Origin of the sequence: Arthrobacter sp. fls2-241-R2A-200, assembly GCF_030209745.1 — a bacterium.
GTDB lineage: Bacteria > Actinomycetota > Actinomycetes > Actinomycetales > Micrococcaceae > Arthrobacter.
Window position 1 is genome coordinate 140,923 of the sequence record NZ_JARVRJ010000004.1, and the last position, 17,961, is coordinate 158,883.

At 63.1% G+C, this 17,961-nt stretch carries 15 protein-coding genes; 7 read left to right on the top strand and 8 right to left on the bottom strand.

Annotated features, from left to right (window positions below; translation table 11 throughout):
* Positions 1 to 5: 5 nt before the first annotated feature.
* The 3 genes from QRN42_RS04970 (at position 6) to QRN42_RS04980 (ending at position 1,016) form a co-directional block, all read left to right on the top strand.
* A complete protein-coding gene (locus tag QRN42_RS04970; protein ID WP_133830801.1) occupies positions 6 to 341 on the top strand; it encodes a hypothetical protein in 336 nt (111 codons plus the stop codon).
* Complete coding sequence (locus tag QRN42_RS04975; protein WP_374111515.1) at positions 319 to 648, top strand: hypothetical protein; 330 nt, start codon at positions 319 to 321, stop codon at positions 646 to 648. The genes QRN42_RS04970 and QRN42_RS04975 overlap by 23 nt, the downstream gene beginning before the upstream one ends.
* A gap of 137 nt (positions 649 to 785) precedes the next feature.
* Positions 786 to 1,016 carry a hypothetical protein gene (locus QRN42_RS04980; RefSeq protein ID WP_133830802.1) on the top strand — a complete coding sequence of 77 codons (231 nt, stop codon included), beginning with the start codon at positions 786 to 788 and terminating at the stop codon, positions 1,014 to 1,016.
* A 10-nt stretch (positions 1,017 to 1,026) separates the two neighbouring features.
* On the opposite strand, the gene QRN42_RS04985 is transcribed toward QRN42_RS04980, so the two are convergent.
* Both QRN42_RS04985 and QRN42_RS04990 read right to left on the bottom strand, forming a co-directional pair.
* Complete coding sequence (locus QRN42_RS04985) at positions 1,027 to 2,796, bottom strand: recombinase family protein (RefSeq protein WP_166651674.1); 1,770 nt, start codon at positions 2,794 to 2,796, stop codon at positions 1,027 to 1,029.
* Between the two features lie 186 nt (positions 2,797 to 2,982).
* The gene (locus QRN42_RS04990; RefSeq protein ID WP_284975256.1) at positions 2,983 to 5,646 is read right to left on the bottom strand and encodes a UvrD-helicase domain-containing protein; all 2,664 of its coding nucleotides are present in this window, start codon (positions 5,644 to 5,646) and stop codon (positions 2,983 to 2,985) included.
* A gap of 220 nt (positions 5,647 to 5,866) precedes the next feature.
* Here QRN42_RS04990 and QRN42_RS04995 point away from each other — a divergent pair, with 220 nt between their 5' ends.
* Positions 5,867 to 6,682 (top strand): hypothetical protein, encoded by an 816-nt coding sequence (locus QRN42_RS04995; RefSeq protein ID WP_243835338.1) that lies wholly within the window; start codon positions 5,867 to 5,869, stop codon positions 6,680 to 6,682.
* Between the two features lie 90 nt (positions 6,683 to 6,772).
* Here the strand turns inward: QRN42_RS04995 and QRN42_RS05000 are convergent, their stop codons facing one another.
* Both QRN42_RS05000 and QRN42_RS05005 read right to left on the bottom strand, forming a co-directional pair.
* Complete coding sequence (locus QRN42_RS05000) at positions 6,773 to 7,474, bottom strand: DUF6308 family protein (RefSeq protein ID WP_284975255.1); 702 nt, start codon at positions 7,472 to 7,474, stop codon at positions 6,773 to 6,775.
* 65 nt (positions 7,475 to 7,539) lie between these two features.
* Entirely contained in the window at positions 7,540 to 8,331 is a 792-nt protein-coding gene (locus QRN42_RS05005) for a DUF6994 family protein (RefSeq protein WP_284975254.1), read from the bottom strand.
* A 258-nt stretch (positions 8,332 to 8,589) separates the two neighbouring features.
* Between QRN42_RS05005 and QRN42_RS05010 the strand changes: the two genes are divergently transcribed.
* Both QRN42_RS05010 and QRN42_RS05015 read left to right on the top strand, forming a co-directional pair.
* Positions 8,590 to 8,889: a DUF4193 domain-containing protein gene (locus QRN42_RS05010; protein ID WP_133830806.1), complete on the top strand. Its 300-nt coding sequence runs from the start codon at positions 8,590 to 8,592 to the stop codon at positions 8,887 to 8,889.
* Entirely contained in the window at positions 8,861 to 9,277 is a 417-nt protein-coding gene (locus tag QRN42_RS05015) for a hypothetical protein (protein ID WP_133830807.1), read from the top strand. The genes QRN42_RS05010 and QRN42_RS05015 overlap by 29 nt, the downstream gene beginning before the upstream one ends.
* A gap of 75 nt (positions 9,278 to 9,352) precedes the next feature.
* On the opposite strand, the gene QRN42_RS05020 is transcribed toward QRN42_RS05015, so the two are convergent.
* From QRN42_RS05020 to QRN42_RS05030, 3 genes are all read right to left on the bottom strand, one after another.
* Positions 9,353 to 10,009 (bottom strand): uracil-DNA glycosylase, encoded by a 657-nt coding sequence (locus QRN42_RS05020; RefSeq protein WP_133830808.1) that lies wholly within the window; start codon positions 10,007 to 10,009, stop codon positions 9,353 to 9,355.
* A gap of 188 nt (positions 10,010 to 10,197) precedes the next feature.
* On the bottom strand, positions 10,198 to 10,491 hold the full coding sequence (locus QRN42_RS05025; protein WP_284975253.1) for a hypothetical protein: 294 nt from the start codon (positions 10,489 to 10,491) through the stop codon (positions 10,198 to 10,200).
* A gap of 354 nt (positions 10,492 to 10,845) precedes the next feature.
* Complete coding sequence (locus QRN42_RS05030; RefSeq protein ID WP_133830809.1) at positions 10,846 to 11,331, bottom strand: hypothetical protein; 486 nt, start codon at positions 11,329 to 11,331, stop codon at positions 10,846 to 10,848.
* Positions 11,332 to 11,510: 179 nt separating this feature from the next.
* Between QRN42_RS05030 and QRN42_RS05035 the strand changes: the two genes are divergently transcribed.
* Positions 11,511 to 14,765, top strand: coding sequence for a glycosyltransferase family protein (locus tag QRN42_RS05035; protein WP_284975252.1), 3,255 nt, complete (start codon positions 11,511 to 11,513; stop codon positions 14,763 to 14,765).
* A 53-nt stretch (positions 14,766 to 14,818) separates the two neighbouring features.
* On the opposite strand, the gene QRN42_RS05040 is transcribed toward QRN42_RS05035, so the two are convergent.
* A complete protein-coding gene (locus tag QRN42_RS05040) occupies positions 14,819 to 17,893 on the bottom strand; it encodes a hypothetical protein (RefSeq protein ID WP_284978251.1) in 3,075 nt (1,024 codons plus the stop codon).
* Positions 17,894 to 17,961: the final 68 nt, after the last annotated feature.

Here is a 17,961-nt window from a genome sequence, read left to right on the forward strand (position 1 = left end):
GTGTTATGTCCTCCGAAGAGTTCGCCGCTGCACTGCAAGCGCAGTATGCGCGGCGGGCCGGCCCGATCGGGCTGACCGTGGAAGAGCTCGACTTCGAACACTTCCCGACAAAGAACGGGTATCCCGGAATCCCCGTCAAGGCATGGATCCGGTTCCCGAACTGCGCCGAACTGGTGGACGGCGAGGTCTTCGCCTGGACAGCGAAAGCGGTCGAAGTGACATGGAAGGACGGGCCGGTGACGTACCGGACCTGGGTGTGGAGTTCGGCGGTTACCCGCCGGGAAGAAATGATGAACAGGAATCTTGAAGAGCGGACCCGTGGCAGCAACAGCATCAAATAGCAAACCTCTGGACGCTCCGGTGGAGGTCCGCTTCACGGCGAAGGGGGTTCCCCTGGCCGTCAGGCATGACGGCAGGATCTGGGCCGTGGCCGCGGAACCTGTGCACTGGTTCACCCGTGCCGACTGGTGGAACACCGCCAAGCGGGCACCGGTGGGCAGCGGCGACCTGATCAGCGTCGAACACTGGCAGGTTCAGGTCCGGTTGACGTCCACTTCGGCGCTGCGAACCTTCGAGCTGCGCCGCGACCCTTTGTCCGAGCAGTGGCTGCTGGCCGGGATCAGTGACACCGGGGCTGCCGCGGCCTGAGCCCGCTCCATCCCGTCGACTCATCCCCGAGTGTGACGATTCGACTCGTATCAGATTCCATTCGATTGATCCTCTGACTCATTAGTTGATAGAGTGCCGATAGGCATTCAAAGCACAGCTATCTGAGGCAGGCAGTCATGGCAGGACAGGTCACCACCGCTGAACGCGGTGTGGCTTTGTCTGCATCTGCCTCCCCGCGCAGGCCAGTGCAGATCTCGGCGGCAGCTGCAGCCGCGATCGCCCTCCGCCCGATCCCGGTGGAGGCCATCCAGGCCGGAGCCGCCGTGGCGGCCTCGGTGGCCATCCGGCGGGCGGGGGCAGCTGAGGCTGCCAAGCCTGCGCGCTTGGGTCGCCGTCGGGCCGCCTAGTCCCCGAGAGTCAGCTCCAGGACTGGCGTGAGCCCTTGACCCCGTGCTTGTTGCGGCGGTGGCTGGGCAGCCCGGGCAAAGGGAATTCCTGGCCGCACTCAGGACACGGCACTGGCTGCGGGTGCGCGTAGTTCATGTGGTGGCGCAGGTTGTTCCGGTAGCGGAACGTCCGGGGTTCTTCGCACTTGGGGCACTGGTAGCTGCCGTTCGAGGGCATGAGCGAGTACCCGCCCCCGCGGCGCGGCTCCTGGTCGTCAGCTTCGCCGAGATACCAGAAGCCGATCCGGCTCAGGTTCGTGCCCTGGGAGCCGAACATCCCCTTGACCGACCCGCGCTTTCCGTCGTCGGCGTAGACCACGACCTTGCGGAGGAAGGCCCTGATGATCGACTTCTGCTCTGTCTCGGAGAGCTCGAGGAACTCGGCCCCGCTGATGTCGGGGATCGCCCTCGGTCGCCCCTCGGTCTTCTCCGAGATCCGCATCTCGATCTGTCCCTTGAGGGCCTCCTCCTCACCGATGCGGTTCAGCAGTGCCGACATCGCGCTGGCCGGCGCGGTGTTGATCTGGGCCCGCAGGATCAGGATGGAGTCCCCCAGGGCATCAGCCTGTTCGTGGAGCTCGGACAACTCCGAGCTCGCGCTCCCTTCCGCGGCCTGGTTCAGCCTCTCGGCCTGCAGCTCCATCACCTCGGGGCTGTCGAGCGATCCGGCGACGACGTCGCGGATGAAGCGCTCCAGGGCTTCCCGGTTGATTGCAACGCCGGGGCAGTCAGCGCCGCGCATCCGTCCGTTGCACACGTACGATCCCGACTCACCCATCGACCTGTTGCTGGTCATCTTGGTGCCGCAGCCGGCGCAGTAGACGAGGCCGACCAGGGGAAGGCCTCCGGCGCGGGCCCGGGTCCGCTTGAGCGGTTGGGGTTTCATCAGCAGGCGCAGGGTTTCCCACTCGGCCTCCGTGCAGACCGCCTCATGACTCTTGACCGGACGCCCATCCTTGTCGATGACGATCTTGCGCGTGTCGCGGAAGTCCGGACCTGGGCCGCCGCTGCGTCCATCGGCCTTGGCCGTGAGGGAGTTGTATCCAGCCAGGAGCGGATGGCGCAGTAGGGAGGCGACGGCGCGGTATTGGAATGGCCGGCCCTCGCGGTTGGTCAGGCCCTGCTGGTTGAGCTCCCGGACGATCTCGGCGACGGAGAGTCCGTCGAGCCGCCATTCGACGATGCGGCGGACGGTCTTGCTCTCCTCCGGGTGCAGCTTCAGCGTCTTCACGCCGTCGGCGTTGCGCTGTTCGGGCCGCATCCAGCCGTACGGGGCAGGGCCGTTCCAGCCGCCCTTCTGGCGGATGTTCTCGGCGGTGCGCTTCAGCCGCTTGCTCGTGGTCGCCGCCTCGGTCTCCGCCAGGCCGCCGAGGACGGAGATCAGCAGGATGGTGTCGGGCGATCGAGGGGCGAACACGCGGTCATGGGTGTAGATCGTGACGTTGTGGCGGTTGCAGGTGTCGACGATGCGGGCGGTGTCCATCAACCGCCGTGCCAGTCGGTCGAGGTCCCGGACGTAGAGCGCCTTGACGTCGCCTTCGGCGAGGACCCCTTCGAGGCGGTCGCGCTCGGGGCGGTGCCGGTCACGGTAGGCACTGACGACTTCTTCGAAGATGTCGTGCTTGGCGACCGTGTGGTGGAGCTTCCGGCTCTCCGCCATGATCCAGGCACGCTGGTCGACGAGCGACGCGTTGCCCTCGGTGGGGTCTTTGGACCTGCGGATATAGGCAACGGCTCGCACCCGTAAAGCATACATTTTTAAGGGTGGTGACCCGCGTGGTCTGCGTATCGGTGTGATGATGGCCTCTGCAAGTGCTGCATTCCGCAAGGCTCGGCTTGGCCGACCACGTGGGTTGGACGCGTCAGTCGGCCAAAATATCGCCAAGCGTAGAACCTGCGCCTCGGAACATGGAAGGCATCCTTGTCCCTAACTATCAGCGAGTTTCATCGTTCCATTGCAGGTCGGGTACCCGGCGCAGCCGAAGAACCGGCCGTAGGGCCCTTTGCGTTCCCTCATCGTGTGTTTCTTGCATTTCGGGCAGACCACTGGGGTGATGTCGTCGCCTGTCGCGGATCGGATCTTGACGACACGATCTCCGACCAGCTCGAGGAGGAACGCTGATTCCCTACCGGCGCGCGTGACCAGGAGCGCTGAGCGCTTGGCACGGGTCAGTGCGACATAGAACAGGCGTCGTTCTTCTGCGTGTGGGTAGGAGTCAGGGGCGGACATGGCCAGTTGCAGGAGAGCATCATCCTCGACAATGCTGGGGAATCCGTTCCTCTCAAGGCCGAGCACAACGACGTAGTCTGCCTCCTTTCCTTTCGAGGCGTGCACGGTGTTGAACTCGATGGTCAGGTTGGCGTATCTGGCTTCCAGGGCCGAGGTGACATCGTCCTTGGACCGGGAGTACCGGCCGAGCAGCAGCACAGTGGCTGGCTCCGTGAGCTCTGAGTCAAGGGTTGTCAGGTGCTGCCGGACGGCCGATCCGTAGTGGCTGCGCTCCCGTACACTGACGGCGCATACGGTCTCGCCAGCCTCCGGCGCTGAAGATCGGACGTTCTTGGAGATTTGATTGGGGTTTTTCATCACGAACCCACCCGCGACATCGCACAGGGACTGCGGGGACCGGAAGGTGCGGTCCAGCCAGATGGTGGACGCTGTCCCGAACCAATTATCGAAGCGGGTCATCACACCGAGGTCTGAGCCCGCGAACCTGTTGATGGACTGCCAGTCGTCGCCGACCGCGTACAGGTAGTTTCCAGAAGTCTTCATCAGCGCCCGAACCAACGCCGCGCGTGCAGCGCTGGTGTCCTGCATCTCGTCGACCATGACGAGCCGGTATGGACTCGTCCACCGGCCCGACTCGACGTGATCGGTTGCGAGATTCAGCATGTCCTCGAAATCGATCTGGCCCGCAGCTCGGAGCTGACGGTCCCATTCGGCGAGGATGACGCCGTACAGGCGTGTGAAGAGCCTGGCCCGCAAGGTTCGGCCGGCCCGCTGCGTCAGCACGTCAGGGGTGAGGCGGTTGCCCTTCGCGTGGGCCATGAACGACCGCATCAGCGTCATCATGGCTGGTTCGGTGATCGGAGACTCCCCTACCGCCTCCCGGTAGGGGTCTTCCTCGAGTTGGATTCCGTGTCGGCGGAGCTCCTGTTCGAGGTGCTCGAACCCGGACCCGTCCCGGATGGTTGCCGAGGTTGTCTCGATAAGTCTTGTGCTGTATCGAGTGTGGGTCTGACGCCGCCACGCCATACTCTCGGCATACCCGTCAAAATTTGGCGGCGGGTTGCCGTCTGAACCGAGCGCCCAGTGCTCATGCCAGACGTCGATGTCCGGATAGTAGAAGTCCGGCTGATACTGACGGTGGTGCGCGTCCGCAACGTCGTGCGCGTAGGGTCGCTCGTATTCGTATCGGACGCCGTTCAGGAAGAGCCAGTTTGCGATCATCACCTCTTCCTGGCTCTTAACGACCTCCCCTGCGAGAGTGCCGAAGCCGTTAATACCTTTGTTCCTGTCCCACGTCTCAGGCTCGTCTTCGTCCCCGAGGTCCGGCAGTTGCCTGCCGAACACGAGCCGGAAAAGGTCCCAGTCACGCCGGAAGGCCGGGTCCCGGTCACGGAGCCCATCAACGATCGCCGCGAGCCGCCCGATCCCGTTGCCATTGGTGATGTCATCGGGGACTGAAGGTTTTCGACCGGTGGCTTCACCGACGACTCGCAGTCCGAAGGCGTGAAAAGTGCTCGACGCTACCGACGCACCGTCATCGCCGAGGCGGGAGACAAGCCGCTCCGAGAGCTCACCGGCTGCCTTCTTGTTGAATGCGAGGGCAAGGATCTCCGTCGGCTGGGCGATGCCACGCCGGATCGCATACCCGGCGCGGGCTACCATCGTCGACGTCTTCCCGGAGCCCGCGGCCGCGATAACACGCACCCGGTTGTCGAAGCAGACCGTCGCCCTCGTCTGCTCTTCCGTCAACGGCGACTTCTCGACCTTGCGGAAGAAGTCGGCAAGGTCGTTTTTCTCCCACTCCAGGAACGCCTCGTTGCGCTGGGCAGCCCACCTTGACAAGTCAGTGGTGCAGCAGGCGTCGACTGCGGCACGCTGGTCCTCACGTTTGCCCCTGGGAAGCCCGGAGAGCCGCGGATCGCTGTCGGCAGCCAGCCACACAGCGACGTCCGGACGGGAGTCCGCGAGCGCGGCGATCGTGTCCTGGTCCGCCCACCGTAGTCGGTCCATCACATCCCGGACCCGGGACCACCACAGGCCGGCCGCCTCGCCCTGCTCCTCAGCCTTTGAGAGCAGGGCGGCGAGATGCCGTCGCTCATCGAGCTCGGAGCGGTACGCAGCGGCAACCTCACGCACCGCGCGACGAGACAGCCCATTGAGCACCGTCTCCGTCCCGTGGACGAGAGTGACGATGAGCTGCCCTGAGCCTTCATCGACTGCGAGTCTGAGGACGTCGATGACATCAGCGTCCACCTCCCGGGGGATTCCGCAGACGCGCAGGCGGCCCTCACGGATCGACAGCACCCATGACCCGGCACCTCTGAACGCGCGTGCCCACCAACCCGGCTTCCACTCCGTCATGCTTCCCCCGACTCACACACGTCTTCAAAAGGAGACTATTTGCCCTCTTTCCACGGTATCAGCGAGGAATTGTGTGTCGTCGAGTGCGTTCACCGGGTTCGTGCTGATCCGCAGGTACTGGACTCGGCGGGCTTGCCCGTCAACCCTTCGATGGCATGGTGGAGGTGGACCTCCCCATCATGGAAGGATATGGCAGAGGTCTTGGGAGAAGGAACGGGTTGTGAGCACCACACACGAAGAAGTGAAAGCCGACCACGGGGCGAAAACGAAACGGCCGCTCGTCCGCGTTGAGCCGCAAAGCCACCGTGACGACGGGTCGCCCATCGCAGGTGAAGGTCAGGCGTATGTGACCCGGTCGGGCAAGCTGTTCCACACTCAATGGTGTGGGATCATGGACGGCCACTGGCGCGCCACCAATGGAGGCATCTACTTGACCATGCTTGCGGATGTGGGCCTGCGGGGACGTTGCCCGCAATGCGACCAGGACCCTGCAGAGAAGAAGCGCTCCAAATTGGAGCGTGCGGAGAAGCGGGCAGAGAGGCTGCGACTCAAAGAAGAAGCGAAAGCTGAGCACCGGGCAAAGGAACGGCCGCTCGTTCGCGTTGAGCCGCAAAGCCACCGTGACGACGGGTCACCTGTGGCAGGTTACGGACAGGTGTACGTCACACGAACCGGGAAACTGTTCCACACTCAGTGGTGCTCGATCATGGATGGTCAGTGGCGATCCGGCCAAAGAGGCATCTATGTGACCATGATGGCTGATGTGGGCCCGAGGGGACGCTGCACGCAATGCGACAGGCACCCTGAAGTGATGAAGCGCTCCAAATTCGAGCAGGCAGAATTGCGGCGACTCAACCAGGAACTGGATCAACTGGGCAGGACCATAGCGCGAACCCTCGTGGTGAAGGGACCGGAGGGGGTCAACACATTGGGCCCTCAAGTGATCCGGTTCAGGGAAACCGAGGCAGAGCTGACTGCATTGTCCGGTCGCGTCGGGGGCTCGTTTCCGTACTCATACGAAGCTCCGAACTCGTAGCTATTCCTTCATCGGACGACATCGGCCGGCTGCGAAGCTGGCGCGGGCGGTTTCGAGATTCGACCAAGTTTGTCGTGGCTTCGCTGTGCTTCAGCCGGCGATTCCGAGTTTGCCGGCTCGCCCGCCCTTGATGCCATGGTCCTTGCCGTAGCGCCACAGGATGGCGTCCATGATGCGCAGTTCGGAAATGGGTGTGTGGACCGTAGAAAGCTTGTGAATGCGCCCCAATCGTCCAGCAAGGTCGGGGTCTTTCATGAAGAGATTGTGCCAATTCAGCCATTGGCCTTCAGAGGTGTCTTTGCCCACGACTGCCCCAATTACTTTGTCCCAGATGGGGATGAGATGCGGTCGCTTCCTCGCCATGATCTTGCTGGCTGTGGTGGCCCCGACATCCCAGCGCGTTTTGGGTGTGCGTCTCAGCTCCTGCCAGAGCAGCCATGAGGGGCTGCCCTCCCCGAGAGTGGCTTCCGCTTCCGCGACCGTGAGGTCGCTCATCTTCACGTCGGTGGGTATATCAGCCAGGAGATCCTGTATTTTCCCCGCCAACAGCTCCTCCTGCAGTCCGATGATGGCCTGGGCCGGCACTTTGACGCTGAGCATGGACACGGCGACAGCGTCGCTGTCGGTGATCCTGTCCCTCACCTGCGGGTTGTCGCCGCGGTTCGCCCATTCATCAAAGTAACTGCCGGTACTGAGCAGCCCCGTCTTTCTGGACGGTTCAAGGTAGTAGCGCCGGAGCAGTTCGGCTGCGGCTTCGACGTTCTCTTCTTTCAGGATGGCTGGTAGTTCCATGAATCCCCCTATGGCTTCAATCCGCGGACTATGACCCTGACTGACCCTGCGACGTCGCTGGGTAGTCAGTCTGTATGGCGAACCTCAATCCCGGGGTGGTTCTCCATGACCCAAGCGGCCATCCGACGGTTCCGTGCCGCGATGAACTCCAGCGTGGCCTCCCGGTACGTTACGTACTCGTCTTTTGTGGCCGGCATCCCGGAACGCTTGAAGTTGTCGAAGGGAAGGTAGAACCGAACCTCTTCGTAGTCGGGCGTCACGAGGTCTTGAAAGTGGAAGAAGTCCACGAACTCCTTGAATCCGTCGAAGAACGCAAAGAAGTCCGCGTACGCGTTGATGACATTGGCCAGTGGGCTCTCCGGTTCTCCTGCGTAATGACGCCGGATGCACTCCAGGGTCAGATCCATCCGGTCGGCGATGAGCGACCTGAGCCCCCTCGCCTGGTTCATCGTGGGTCGGTCCTTCTTCCTGACGGGCCAGATCATCGCACTGCCGATGGTGTACGGCGGCTTCAGGTAGCGGGCCCGCTGCTCCTCATTCAGCGAGGCGATGGCGTTCGCCAGAGACGCCGTACGTGCCCGGCCGGTGTAGGAGTGGGTGATGGCGTCACTGCCGTACCAATGCATCGCTCTGGAGGGGTCGGTGAAGATGAGGTAGCCGTCCGTACGCTTCGGCGGCGCGGTCGGTTCGAACAGGACGCCGGAGTTCAGCGTCTTGGTCCACAGCAGCTCGTGGTCCGCCCGGAGATTCGGACTGCCACTGTCCGGGTCAGTCCCTGGAGGGGTGTCGGTCATGTAGTTGAACGAAGTATCGAAGACGCGCGGCTGTTGCTGCTGCGGGTATTCCGGATCACTCAAGGTTCCCCCAAAGACCAGAGTTATAAGACGAACGAACCGGTGGTTGGGTCCGCAAATGTCGCGGCCATCGGCTCTGTCCCAGACTAGGTGTCACTTCCTGATATTGAAACCCCACGTGTGCGACTGACTCTCGGCAATGCTCATGTTCCCTGGGGTTCTGATTGTGTGCCCATGCAGCCGCTTTTTTATGGAATTCTTCCCGTGTCCTGTACGTTGCAGGATCGGTAATCCCCATCAACAGAGAAGAGATGCACCTCCGTGGCAACCGATTACGATGAACTGCGCACCGACGTCAAGGAATCCCAGGAAAACTCCCTGGAGGCCCTGAAGTCCGCCAAAGCCCCGGATGCGAAATCCGTGGTTCAGGAGCTCGACGAGGCTGACGCCCTGGACGGCCTGACCCCTGGCGGGGAGTTCATTGCCGAAGAGCTGGTCGTCCAGGTCATCCCGCAGGCTGACGATGAGTTCACCTGCTGGTCCTGCTTCCTGGTCCGCCACCGTTCGCAGAAGGCCCGCGAGAAGGACGGCCATGCCTACTGCGTCGAATGCGAAGGCTGAGCGGTTTTGGCCGGCTGTTCCGGAGCATATCTGGAACAGCATCCGCGAAGAATTCACCCTGCCGACAGCGGCAGACCTGGAGACGCATTTCCAATCCCTCGGCGACCCGGAGGCCATGCGCCGGGCAGTTCGGGTATTCATCGGCGAGGGAACCTTCTGCCCGGGCTTCCAGCTCAAAGATGGGCTTTTCCACGAACCTGTGCTGCGTCTCTTTGATCAGGCGATGATCCTGAAGATTCCTCATAACGTGTTCGCCGCCTGGATGGTCAGCCCGCTGCCGGCAGAAACCCGTTCCCGGCCAGTGGACATACTGGGCAGCATGACGCTGCTCCAGAGCTCCTTGGTCGCCTTTGGTGACAGGTACCGGCCGGCCGAAAAGCGCAACTAGCGGCTTGGCTCTGCCGTATCCGAAGTCAGATGGCTTCGTGGAGGGCATGGATAAATGGCTGCACATGTACCCGACCTAGCGGGCATCCTGCCCGCGGTCCAGAATCTGACGAACCTCGCGAAAAGCTTCGAAACGGCGGTTGGCACGGGCTTCCCGAACTGTCGGATCAGGGTCTCTGAGTGCCGTCCTGCCGGGGTGGTAGGTTTCCACTGCTGCATATCGGGCAGCGACACGGGGGTGTTTGCGGGCGAACCGCTTCCACAGGGTCTGCGCTTCGCCGCCTTGGAGGAGTACAACTTCGAGCTTTGGCATCAAGTCGATCAACCGGGCCAAAGGGTTCAGCCCTTCCGTGATCTGCGGGCTCCTCAGACCGCTGGACTGATCGTGGCGGTACCACGGGTAGGCGTTCCAAGGGGTCAGGTCAGCAGGCGTCAGGTCCACCGAGGCGAGCAGTTGGCATTGGAGGGCTGCGGAATCGTCGTCGTTCTCCACGCACAGCATTCCGGAGCCCATGGTCTCGTGGGTCATCGGCCCGGGATCACGCAAAATGCTCAGGATCCGGGCCTCCGAGCCCCCATGAAGAGGCGCGACGTACGGCACCCACCCCCGGCCGGTCGAAGGCTCAGGCTCCCGGAGGGACTCGACCAGCTGGTTCACTGCAGTGACGTGTGGAAGGTGCACACCGGCGAACTGCTCAGCTTTGAAGGCCGCGTCCCTCATCTGTTTGACCATCCTTGGATACTAGCCGCCGTCCAGCCCCATCCCGGTCCGTGGCATTGTCGTGTTTCCGCCCTCACGGGACCGCTAGGACAAGCCACCCGGAACGGACGCTGCACCAGTGAGATACTTAGGGGCATCCAGGAAGCCGCCTACGAAGCGACAAGATCTTAGTGTTCCGGCTAGCCGCCAAATGTAGAAAGTCAGGCCTGCAAGGGTTCGTCGCAGGCTTTGCAGGCCTTCCGGCCGCCAACACCGGTCTCCTCGACGACCAGAAGCCGTTTCGGGTTTTCGTCCCAGACATTGCCCACTGAGTTACACCAGGCCGGGTGATAGACCTTTCCCGAGCTCACCGCGTAAACCTGGCCCGGGCCTACCCTGGGTGAACCATCGCTACGGCGCGACGCTGGTTCAACCGCGTGCAGCTCCCCCAATTCCTTGGACTCCTGCTTGGCTTTTGCTGCCGCCCGCCAGGCACGGCGTGGACGTGGTGTCATCTATTGATCAGTTTCTGTCGGGGCCGAATTGTCGTGTCATCAGCGCGTCCTTGTAGTGCGACTCCGCTGAATCCACTTTCGTGGAAGGTGTGCTGGGTCCGAAAACGCTCAAAGGTTGAAGACAAAGTGCCGGGCGTGGTCTGTCTTTGTAGTCTCTCCGGCTGCATTGTCGTAGGCAAGTTCGCGGAGAGCGACGTTTCCGCCGTGACCATCGCCAGCGTAGCTCGTCCACCGACCGAGGACACGCTCAGCCCCGTCCGCCTTCCCGATGTATTGCTTACCGTTGGTGGAGTCGGTGATGAGAGAGCAGCATCGGCCTGGTGCGGAGCAATCATGGAAGATCAACGGCACACCTCAACCCTTCATGCCAGCCAGTGCCTCGTAAGCCGACCGAAACTTCGCCGTCACGTCGATCCCACTGCGGCGCGCCCGAACCATCGGAAGTCTCGGACCACGGGCGTGAGGGCTGACGAGATTCCGGAGCTCTTCGCCCGTAAACTCCAGCGCCCAATCCAACGCGTTCGTTTCCCGGTCGAATCTAATGCACAGAGCCAGATCGATGTCGAGCGAGTCGAACTGGAACATGCGGTCCACTCCCCTCGGCAACGTACGCGTCTTCACCTGGATCTTGCGATCCAGCGCGTCAGTTAGGTCGTATCCCTTCGTCCCAGGGGGCGCAAGGACGCCACCGTAGACCGCCAGCGCCAGAGCTTCGCCGACCTCACCTTGAATACTGCCGGATGTGCGGGAGACACCGCGGCGAATAATCTCCTGTCCGATGCGCGATTGCAGTTGGAGCAGCTCAGAAAGAGTAAGTGCGCTCAAGTCAGGAATCGTCACGGGATCATCATAGATTCATGGGTAGATCAGCATCGCGGTGAATCGGCGAAGTCGGTGCTCGGACGACGCAAGACTTCGGCAGCCTGATCTTCTCGTGTCGTAGGGCCCACGTACGCTAAGGGCATGAACCAACGGCCAAGTTTCTTAGAGCGTGACCAGAGTTGAGCCTCACTGACTGTTTGAAGGATTCCGGCTCACCGGTGCGGGCCTACCTTGAGCGGGTCTCACCGCGCCTTGAAGCTTCGGCCGGCAACACCGCGGGCGCGCGGATTGCTGCCGGCGAACTCGGACTCACCGCGCTCGTTGACGCTGAAGTCGTTATCCCGCGGGCGGCCGGGGTTGATGGCACACTTTCAGGCACGGCTTTCGATTTCCGTGCACGGATCGAACTCGGTGGTTTCGATCCGCGGGCATCAGCCGCCGCGGCAGGCGTAGCCCGGGCAGCCGAATACACTGCCTGGGTCGAGAACGGTCACCATCGGGTGTCAGTTCTCGCTGAGTCATTCGACGTCGCGCAGGCATTGCTGCACCATCCGGCGAATGACACTGATCTTGATCGGGCCTCAGTCCTTCTTGCCCATTGCGAGCGTGTCCTGCGGTCCGGGGCACGGGCGCTGAGCGGCAGAACCGGGAAGCTGCTGGACAATGCCAGCGACGGACCCTCTTTCGCGGACCAGATCAGCCCGATGATGGTGGCCGACATCGGCTCTCTCGTCGAGGCCGGCCGGATGCAGCTCGAGGAATGGTGCGGCGAGATCGCAGACGGAACAGATTTTGCGTCGAACCCCGGGTTCGCGGGGTCGGAGCTCGTGGGCGGCGCGGACGCTGATTGGATCATCGGCGACACTCTGATCGACTGCAAGGTGTACAACCGGCTCAGCGTGTCCGAGCTACGCGGCTTCCTGTTGCAGCTCCTCGGGTACGTCATGCTCGACCTCGACGACCGTCTCGGCATCCGCCAGGTCGGGATCTGGCTTCCGCGCCAGGGTCTGATGCCGACGTGGAGCCTCACGCGGCTGCTTTCCGGGGACCCGGAGATGCTCCTCCCCTCCTTGCGGGAAGGCTTTGTGCGCACCACCGGAAACCAGCAGATCGCGCTCAAGGAGCCAGTGCCCGAGCGCCACAAACACCAGATCCTCGCCGAGAATCGGCACACGCACTTTGAGAAGCTGGACAAACTGGCCCTGAGCGAGGACCCAAGCATCCGGAGCCGCGTCGGGCGCAACACTGTCACACCAGAGGCAACGGTGCGTGCGCTTGCCGCGGATCGCGCATGGAGTGTCCGCAAAGGCGTCGCGATGAACGAAGCGGCACCTGATGACATCCTGCTGACTCTTGCGCGCGACAAGAGCGTCGCGGTCCGCCGCGCTGTCGCCGCGAATCCACGTGCGAAGCATGAAGTCATCAAAGCCCTGGCGTCGGATCCGGACGCCAGCGTGCAGTGGACGGCGCGCTCGAACGACGGAGCGGTCGTCCTGTTGTCTCAGCCAGGAGCGCGCCCTTCTGGGATGCCCGCTCCGGCGGGCACCATCATGAGCATCGACAGGGCCCCTGTCAGCCCGACGTCGGACGCAACGTGGCTCTGCAACTTCATCATGATGATCAACGGCGCGTCAGCGATATGGGCAACTAGACTGCCGATTCCGGACGCGAGCTGGCGCTGGGGTATGCAGGCGAAACGCCGGCTTGAGGTGCCTGCATGGCTCCGGGCAGGACTGCCGAATGACATCGCATCGGATCTGATGAGCGCCGACCGTCCGGCGCAGCTGCGGAGAGCGGCAGCATGGCAACGACCTGTCGATCATCACGGAATACGTGACGCCCTGCTGCAGGATCCTGACCCCGCCATCCGCTGGCGCGCGCTCTGCCGGACGGTGCACAAGGTCGACGACCACCTCGCTTCCTTGCTTACTGAGCTCGGAACATCACGCGCTGCACGGCTGCAGTTCCGCACGCACGGATCCAGCGATTTCAATAACATGGATCGTCAGGATCGGGCACGATACAACGACGAGGTGCTGTCGGTTCTGGCCTCGCATCGTTCCACTCCCCCTGACGTGCTGGAGCAGCTGCTTGCCAGCACGTCGCCGACAATCCGTGCGCGACTGGTGGCGAACCCGTCCGTCGGCGCGGAGGACCGAGGCATACTCATCGAGAAGATGCTCAAGAGCCGGGATGCAGGTTCACGGGTGTTCCTTGCGGAGCTTGATGACCTCCCGCTCGGCGTGCTCATGCGGCTGGCCGCCGATGATGACTTCGATGTCCGTTGCGCCGTCGCACGGCATGAACGGCTCCCCCAGAGCGCTATGGTTGCTCTTGCTTCTGACCCGGAGTGGGAGGTGCGCCTTGAGGTTCTTCAGAACCCGAGCACGCCCACGGAGCTCATCGCTGATACGGCGACCTCGGTTTTGCACGACGCGCCGGACTGGCGTCTTCCTGGTGTGCTCGCCGCGGTTATCGATCTGGCGTCTTCGGAGGTACCGGGGGGCGTGATCGAGGAGGCTCTGGTCCGTCTGTCCAAGAGCCGTCATCGGGACCCCGATGTCCGCGACGTTGCAGCGAGTCACGAGCGAACACCGCCCGCTGTGCTGACCAGGCTCGCCCGCGTTGCGGACCGCTACATCCAGGCGGCCGTCGCGGCAAACCCACGCACGCCGGTCGACGCTCTGGAGAAGCTCTCGATGGACCCGGACGAGTACGTCCGAACACGGGTTTCAGGAAACGAATCGACTCTGCCAGCGACGATCATTGCACTATCGCATGATGCGTCGCCAAGGGTGCGTCAAGGCGTAGCGGACCGGGCCAATCTCCCTCTCGACGTGCTGGAGCGCCTGCTGAATGACGAATCACAAGAGGTGCGGGAAATTGCATTAGCGAATCCTGGAGCACGAGAGGTGTTCCACCGCCGGGGTGAATCGTTCGATGATGCCGTTGCCGAATTCAACCAGAAACAAGCCCCGACACCGACGAACCGCGCCATGCTCCTTGAAATGGCTGCGAACAGCCGGGCCCAAGTGCGGCTGCTGGTGGCCTTTGACCCGAACGCAGACGCGGACATCCTCTCCTTCCTCGGCGGAGAACGACGAAGCACACACGTGCGACGAGCCGTGGCTGCGAATCCTCACTCGCCGGCAAACCTGCTCGCTTCCCTCGCCGAAGACAGCGACGAGCTTGTTCTTCAGGCAGTCGCCTTCAACGGCGCTACGCCTGCCGGCGTACTTCTTGATCTGGCGGCACGCAGCGTCGACCTGGCATTGCTCGTTGCACTGAATCCTGACACGCCCGATGAGGTTCTGGACGTGCTGACGAACGATGCCGAGCCGCTGGTCCGGTTCGTGGCGAACGGCATGAGCACAAGGCGGCACGCGTCGATTTCTGCAGGCACATCACGAGCGTCGCTCCCAACAGTCGGCCACCCGCACAGCTGTCAGTAGCTGACGGGCTGAACAGGGTCTGGCCGGAACAGGAGACGCATGCGACAGGAAGATCAGCGCGGCGTCGTGAAGATTGGCTCATGTTCAACGTCGTCGTCCCAGTAGTTGAAGCGGTCGCCCAGGAGTCCGAGGAACGATCGTGGGTCCACACGGTTGAGGCGCACCTCCAGTCCCCACCGACGTACGGTCGTGAGCGCGGCGTTCGAGAGGTGAAACCACATCCTGTCTTCGGTGAAAATCTTCAGCGGCGGCTCCGGGTCCTCCTCCCGTTCCTCCTCCTGCGTGAGCAAACTGACTCGTTCGACGTCGGCCTTGGTAATCGAGGTTGTCATGTTCAGGCCGCGCTGCGCTGCGCGTCCATTGACCACAATGTTGACGACCGCGAGGAGAAGGTGCCAGTCCTTCCACCCTTCGGCACGCAGCGATGTCACAAGTTTGATGAAGTCCGTGTCCCCAGCAAGCCGCGGGAGCGTCAGCCGCACCGGTGGCAGCATTTTCTCGTATCGTGCGGCGATCGCATCAATGGACGCGGCACGGTCGTAGGCCGATGCATGTTCCGGAAGCTTCCTGCGCAGTCCGGTGGCGGGCTTTGGCGACCGCGGCCTGTCGGCTCCGATGAGACCCCCTGACAATCCGCTGATCCCGTCGTAGAACGAATCTTTGTGAACGTCGACGAGGTCGTCGTAGGGACGCACGCAGGTCAGCATGTGCGGAAGCCCGCGTTCGAAGGTCCGCTCCATCACGGCGATGAATGCCGGCTGCCCGAGGAGCGACTGGGTGACGATCGCCTGGAGCACAGCGGAGGTGACCTCGAGCTGGTCCGCTTCGGGTGCCAAGGCTCCCGAACGGGAGAGGATCACCCGATGCCCGACTGTGCCACGGTCGCGCTCCGACTCCGCGGTGAACACCGATCCGGGCTCCACGGGCCGGTCCGAGACTTCGACCTCGACGCGGATCTCACCTGGCACGAGAAGGAGGTCCTCGCCGGCGAGGTCAGCGAGGGTGATCTGCACAGCCGCCACGAATCTCTCGGCCGCGAGTACGTGGGCCCGCTCGTTCGGGGCGGTCACGACCCATACATTGCCGAGCGCGGCCCAGCTGTACTCGCGCACCGGGCCTGCATCGGAGAAGGGCCGCCCAAGGCCCCCGCGGTCCGCCGCGTCTGCGGTCTCATCCTCTCCGGGGGGCTCAATGTGCGCGACCGAGGCCAGCATCGGAGCGACGAGCTCATCGAGCTCGGTGGACTGGACCACGCGTTCGATGGCAGGCAACAGCCCGGGGCGAAGCGAAGACGCGGCCCGCAGGACGTGGCACTGGTCGATCAGCATGTCCATGAAATACGGATAGCGCTCGAAGCTCCACGGATCACCCGCCAGTTGCGCCTGCGCCCAGATCCCGATTTTGAACGTTTCGGTGGCGGTTAGCCACTGGCCGGCCTGGTGCTCGTACGTCGCAGTCAGGATGATGCCCCGGGCCACGAGGACGGCGAGATCGGGGCCGCCGCTCATTCTTGCGACCGATACCGCGCTCATCGCGTACTGCTTCGCGGCCAGCGGAAGTCCGAGGTCGCTGTATACGGCCGACGCGAGCAGCATCATGATGGCCGCGCCCTCGGCAGCGTCGCCGTTGAGCCAGCTGAACTTCGCGGAATGAATCTCACGAAGGGCGTCTAGGGCCCGGCCTCCTTGGAGCAGAGCCATGGCGCGGCTTTGTGCCCGATCTCCTGCCGAAGCCCGCCCCGAGCGCTCGATCGTTACATCGTCCAGCGCTTGGCGCACCTTGAGATAGTCAGGGTGGTCGATCAGGGCAGGCGATGTGAAATCGAAGATCGACATGAGTTCATCCAGGGGTACCATCGGAGCCTCCGGCAGGGTCTCCACGAGGTCGACCAAATGCCTCATGCCTGCTTCGAGGTCGCGCAGCTCCGCGTCGGACGGCACACCCGGAAGCCCGCGTCCTTCCCGCTTGGCGGCGCTCAGTTTCTGGTGGATCTCCGACATCAACGGACCAGGTCCGGAGACTTCGTCGAGCTCCTCCGGCGTGAAGCCCCGGGGACCGAGAGCGAGGATCGCACCGGCTGCCAGCAGGCCCGCCTTCGCATTCATCCCGGGCGCTGCACGCAGCTTGGCTTCAAGCACCCTCTCCAAGTCCTCGGTCCATGCCTCCGCTTCATCCGATGTGATGGTGGTCCCGCCTCGCGGCAACGTCGCCTGCACGAGGCGCAGCAGGGTGATGGCGTCGACCAGCACGCCGGAGTCGGATGCTTGGGAGGTTAGCCGCCCGAAGTAGCCGCGGAGGATCCCGTCGACCGGCTTCAGTGTGTTGAGCCCGAACCCGGTTGCGAGGACGATTTCGTAGTCGATGCGGTTGAGCACATCGTCTCTTCTATGTGCCTCATCTCTCAGTGCCCGCGCCGAAGCGAGCCAGTCGGGCAGGTCGGCACGCGCCTCCGGATTCAGGCTGGAGAACCGAAGGCCTTCCCGCAGGTCGACGAACTCCCCCATCGAGCCTGAGCGGGCTGAAGGTGTTCGCCAGCGATTGCGTTCCTCGATATACCAGTCAGGGAGCTCATCACGGGACTCTTCGCGCGCGGGCGCGAGGGAGGATGGCAGATGGAGGAAGTCGACGGCGAGGTAGAACAGGTCCGCACTGGCGATCTCGTTCGCGATCGCCTGCGCATCCCAGATCTGCAGTGCAATCGAATGCAGTTCGCGCGCGTGTGCCTGGAGCTCATGCCTCTTCGCCGTGTCGACAGGCGCGACGGTGAAATAGATGACACGGTCGACCGGCTCCCCCTTGCCGCAGATCTTCGCAAGATCAGACCGGATCTTGGACGGAACGTTCTCGCGCTGCGCAGTTACTGCGAGAACGACTGCATCCTCAGTGGCAAGAGCGGTGAAGAGTGACGTGTCCGGCAGCTCCTTGGCCACCATGCTCCAGAAGCTCTCGGCGTCACGTCCTCCGTCGCCGCCGGCTGAGACCGGGCCCGTCGCAGGCAAGACGTTACTGACGATGCGACGGCGGGTCAGACCGAGACACAGCTGCTCGAACGGGTGATGCGCGTTGGTCTCGCCAAGGGTCTCGAGGTAGAAGCGGATCATCGTGGCGAGCTGGGCTGGCGAGGTCATGGTGGAGGGCTTCCGGATAGGTGAGGACTTCATCGTGGCATCTCATGATGGGAATTGATCGCCACTCC